The sequence below is a fragment of the Polynucleobacter sp. 35-46-11 genome, assembly GCF_002281105.1.
Genome location: NZ_NCFJ01000244.1, coordinates 1 through 3,719, shown reverse-complemented (window position 1 = coordinate 3,719; position 3,719 = coordinate 1). Strand labels below are relative to the sequence as shown.

The window sequence follows — 3,719 nt, the reverse complement described above, 5'->3', positions numbered from 1 at the left end:
GTATTTTTCCGCAATCAGAAACTGCTCCTTGGCATAACGGCGATATACCGTTGCCGTCAAAATAAAGTCTGGATGGGTAATGATTTCTGCCTGGGCATCGTAATATCTTCCACGCTCATAGGCAATTAAACCTCGATAGTAATTCGCCTGAATATCACCCTCTGCAGCTAGAGCATCCAACTTATTCAAAATATTCAAAGCCGCTTTGCTATGACGAAGGACCTCATCCTCGGGCTCAATACACTTTGGATCACGGACACAAGCAATTGCAACTACCGTTTTGTCATGGGCGCGTTTATATTTTCTGTATAACTTTTTAGCCTCGCTTGCAGGGCCCACAAAAGGCTCAGAACCTGGATTAGCTTGTGCTGACTTTTGGGGTTTTGAAGGTGTGTCAACAGCAGAGGTTTTGGCATCTGATGCATATACATCACTGCCTATCGAGGCCACAAGGAGAAAGGCTAGACTGAAGGCTCTAAACAAGGCCTTACCTCGCTGTCTTATCCGAAGACGGGGTTACCTTAAGAGGTATCTCCATTGGAAGGGATTTTGGAGCGGCGTCTTTAGACAGAAATTGGGCAGGAGCGCGCAAATTTGGTGGGATCTCTTGAGCTCCCTTTGGCAAGCTATCAGGGACTTTTTCAACCGGCCTTACAACTGGCTTGGTTTCCTGTTTAGGCTTCTTGTTTAATACCGTGATTGAAATACGACGGTTCAATGGGTCCGCCAGATCTTCGGGATTCAGTGGGACCGTATTTGCAAAGCCAATCACTTGAGCAACCTGATTAGAATCCAAACCACCAGCGATCAACTCCCGACGGGCAACGTTGGCACGTTCTGTAGAAAGCTCCCAGTTTGTGTAACCTGTTTCACCGTTGCCGTATTTCACTGCGTCGGTATGGCCTTCAATACGGATTGGATTAGGAGTTTCTTTTAAGGATTTTCCAATGATGCGCAATAACCTTCTTGCGGATACGCTAGGAACAGAACCGCCACTACTAAATAAAGGCTTACCCTTCTCATCCACTACCTGGATACGCAAGCCTTCGGCATTGATATCCATAAATACCTGACCTTTGGAATTCTTTAGCTCTGGATCAGCGTCAATTTTCTTCTGGATATCTTCTTTGACAAGCTCATTCTTAGTCTTATCTTTACGGGCATTTTCAACATCCGTAACAGAAGAATCACTAATACGACGCTGTTCAGTATCGGCGTCTGCACGAGACTCTTCACCTACTGTTTTCGTAATATTGTCACCACCGCCCTTGATGATCCGCGTAGCATCACCGGAGCCTTGGCCACCAGATAGCGACACCCTCATTGGATTTTGAAAATAAGAGGAAATACCAGCGAGATCTCCTGCTGTTGTGGACCCCAAGACCCACATCAACAGGAAGAAGGCCATCATGGCCGTTACGAAGTCAGCGTAAGCAATTTTCCAAGCGCCACCGTGATGTCCGTGACCGCCCTTCTTAACGCGCTTGATGACAATAATCGGCGCGTCGTTCTTAGCCATACCGCTTATTTTCCTTTAACTGCTTTGGTACCCTCATCAAGCTCAGCAAACGATGGACGCTGGTAGCTAAAGAGTACTTTACGGCCAAACTCCACAGCTGCTGCAGGAGGGAAATTATTCAAACTGGCAATCAGAATTGCTTTGATAGCCATGTAGGCACGGCCATCGGCTTCTGCTTTTTGCTCTAGCACTTTTGCTACTGGCGAAACGAATGCATAGGCCAACAAAATACCTAAGAAGGTTCCCACCAGAGCTGCACCAATCAGCTTTCCTAACTCAGCAGGAGGCAAACCAATTGAGCCCATGGTGTGCACAACACCCATAACCGCCGCCACAATACCGAACGCTGGTAAGCCATCGCCTACGTTAGTCACTGCATTAACTGGTATGTGAGCCTCATGATGGTGCACCTCAAGCTCTTGCTCCATCAAGCTTTCGATCTGGATCACATCCAGTGATCCGCCCAGCATCATTCGTAAGTAGTCAGTAATAAAATCAACTAGGTGATGATCTTTCATTATCTCGGGATATTTCTCAAAGAGTGGGCTTGATTCCGGCTCCTCGATATCTCCCTCAAGCGACATCAATCCATCACGTTTGATTTTTTGCAAAATCTCAAACATCAAGCACAAAAGATCTAAAGACTTTTGCTTTACATTCTTTGCGTTCTTAAAAGCACCTCCCAAGGCTGAGAACATTTTCTTCAGATTGGTTGGGGTGTTTGCGGCAATCATCGTTCCTACAGCCGCACCAACAATAGTCAGAACCTCTGTTGGTTGCCACAGAACCATAATATGACCGCCATGGAGGGCATATCCCCCCAAGGCACAAGCCATCGCAATAATCCACCCAATTGGGATATTCATACTTCTATTTACTCAGTTTTATAGTTTTGAAAATAAGTTACTTTGTTGCAGTCTAGCAAACATTGCCTGGGCAGCGTTTAACAAGGTTTGGGCTCTAGTATAAGACGCAGTGGCTGCTGCCATGTCAGTATCTAAAAGTGCGGACTGAGCGGCCGCCATTTGAACCCCAAAAGCCGACATGGCTGATTTGGCATTGTCGACCTGGGCAGCTATCCCACCGCTACGCTGCTCGGCCATTGTTAACTGATCAAAAGAGGTATTTAGACCCGCGGATACCTGATCTGCTGTTTGGGTCGTTAAGCCCGTATTTTGGCCTTTTTCGTCCAAATAAGTGACAAATTTCTGAATATTGAGGTACATCTCACTATTTTCTGGGTAGGTCAAATCCCCGCCAGATCCAAATGCATCGGTAAATTTGACCCCAGACTCAACCATGACATTAGGCTCAATCTGGACTTGATTCACGGTATTCCCAAAAATCGGGTTGCCAGTAGCATCTTTAGCTGTCATTTGCTGTTTCATTGCAATCAAAATCTGCTCGGCCTGGACTTTTAAGGCCTTGTAATTCGTTGGATTTAAAGCGCCGCTCTGTGACTGAACAAATAGCTGCTTTAGGCTATTCATTTCATTCACTAGGCTATCCATTTGCGTTTGAGCATTGGCATGAGAGCTAGCTACAAAGTTTTGATTAGCCTTGAACATATCTAGACGTGAAATATCAAAATCTAAGCGCACACCTCTAGAAACCGCATAGGCGTTGTCCGAAGCCTGAGCATACTGCTTGCCAGTTGTTACCTTCCTATTCCAGGTCATAGCATCAGCTAAAGCATTGTCCATACCCTGTACGCCAGAATCTAAAACTTGATTTGAACTAAATCGAACTGTCATGACTTATCTCCTTAGTTCATGATGGATAAAAGGGTTGAGAACATTTGATTGCCTGCCTGTAGCACTTTCGTTGAGGCGGTGTAAAGCTGCTGGTATTTCAATAAATTGGCAGCCTCTTCATCCAAGTTCACACCGGATACAGAATCTCTTTGCGCCTTTAGATTGGCTAGGACAACTGAATCAGCTTTTTGCCCATTCTTCCAGGTTGCAACTTGAACGCCGACTTCGTTTACTAAGTTGGAGATTGAGCTACCAAATACGGCACTCATCTGTTGAGTGGCATTCGCCTTCTCAGAAGTAATGAGTGGCGTATTACCATTGTAGTAACTAGCAAAATTAGTAGGCGCTAGAGAGATAAAGTTAGCAGCACTAAAACCATAATTCACCAAAGGATTGCTCATGCCGCTGACCTTCACTTTCAGGCCATCTAAAGCTGTAGCAATAGT

General features: G+C 45.6%; 5 protein-coding genes. All 5 read right to left on the bottom strand.

What is annotated here, in order from left to right; translation table 11 throughout:
* On the bottom strand, positions 1-450 hold a 450-nt coding region (locus B7Y67_RS12770), incomplete at its 3' end, for a hypothetical protein (RefSeq protein ID WP_293598976.1).
* 37 nt (positions 451-487) lie between these two features.
* Positions 488-1,519, bottom strand: coding sequence for a flagellar motor protein MotB (motB, locus tag B7Y67_RS12765; RefSeq protein ID WP_293598975.1), 1,032 nt, complete (start codon positions 1,517-1,519; stop codon positions 488-490).
* 5 nt (positions 1,520-1,524) lie between these two features.
* Positions 1,525-2,385 carry a flagellar motor stator protein MotA gene (gene motA, locus B7Y67_RS12760; RefSeq protein ID WP_293598974.1) on the bottom strand — a complete coding sequence of 287 codons (861 nt, stop codon included), beginning with the start codon at positions 2,383-2,385 and terminating at the stop codon, positions 1,525-1,527.
* A gap of 18 nt (positions 2,386-2,403) precedes the next feature.
* The gene (locus B7Y67_RS12755; RefSeq protein WP_293598973.1) at positions 2,404-3,273 is read right to left on the bottom strand and encodes a flagellin; all 870 of its coding nucleotides are present in this window, start codon (positions 3,271-3,273) and stop codon (positions 2,404-2,406) included.
* A gap of 11 nt (positions 3,274-3,284) precedes the next feature.
* Positions 3,285-3,719, bottom strand: a 435-nt coding sequence (locus B7Y67_RS12750) for a flagellar basal body rod C-terminal domain-containing protein (RefSeq protein WP_293598972.1), incomplete at its 5' end; no start/stop codon positions are given.

Excerpts from the sequence above, each read along its gene's own strand:
- motB (WP_293598975.1), bottom strand. The coding sequence starts at position 1,519 with ATGGCTAAGAACGACGCGCCGATTATTGTCATCAAGCGCGTTAAGAAG.
- motA (WP_293598974.1), bottom strand. The coding sequence starts at position 2,385 with ATGAATATCCCAATTGGGTGGATTATTGCGATGGCTTGTGCCTTGGGG.
- B7Y67_RS12755 (WP_293598973.1), bottom strand. The coding sequence starts at position 3,273 with ATGACAGTTCGATTTAGTTCAAATCAAGTTTTAGATTCTGGCGTACAG.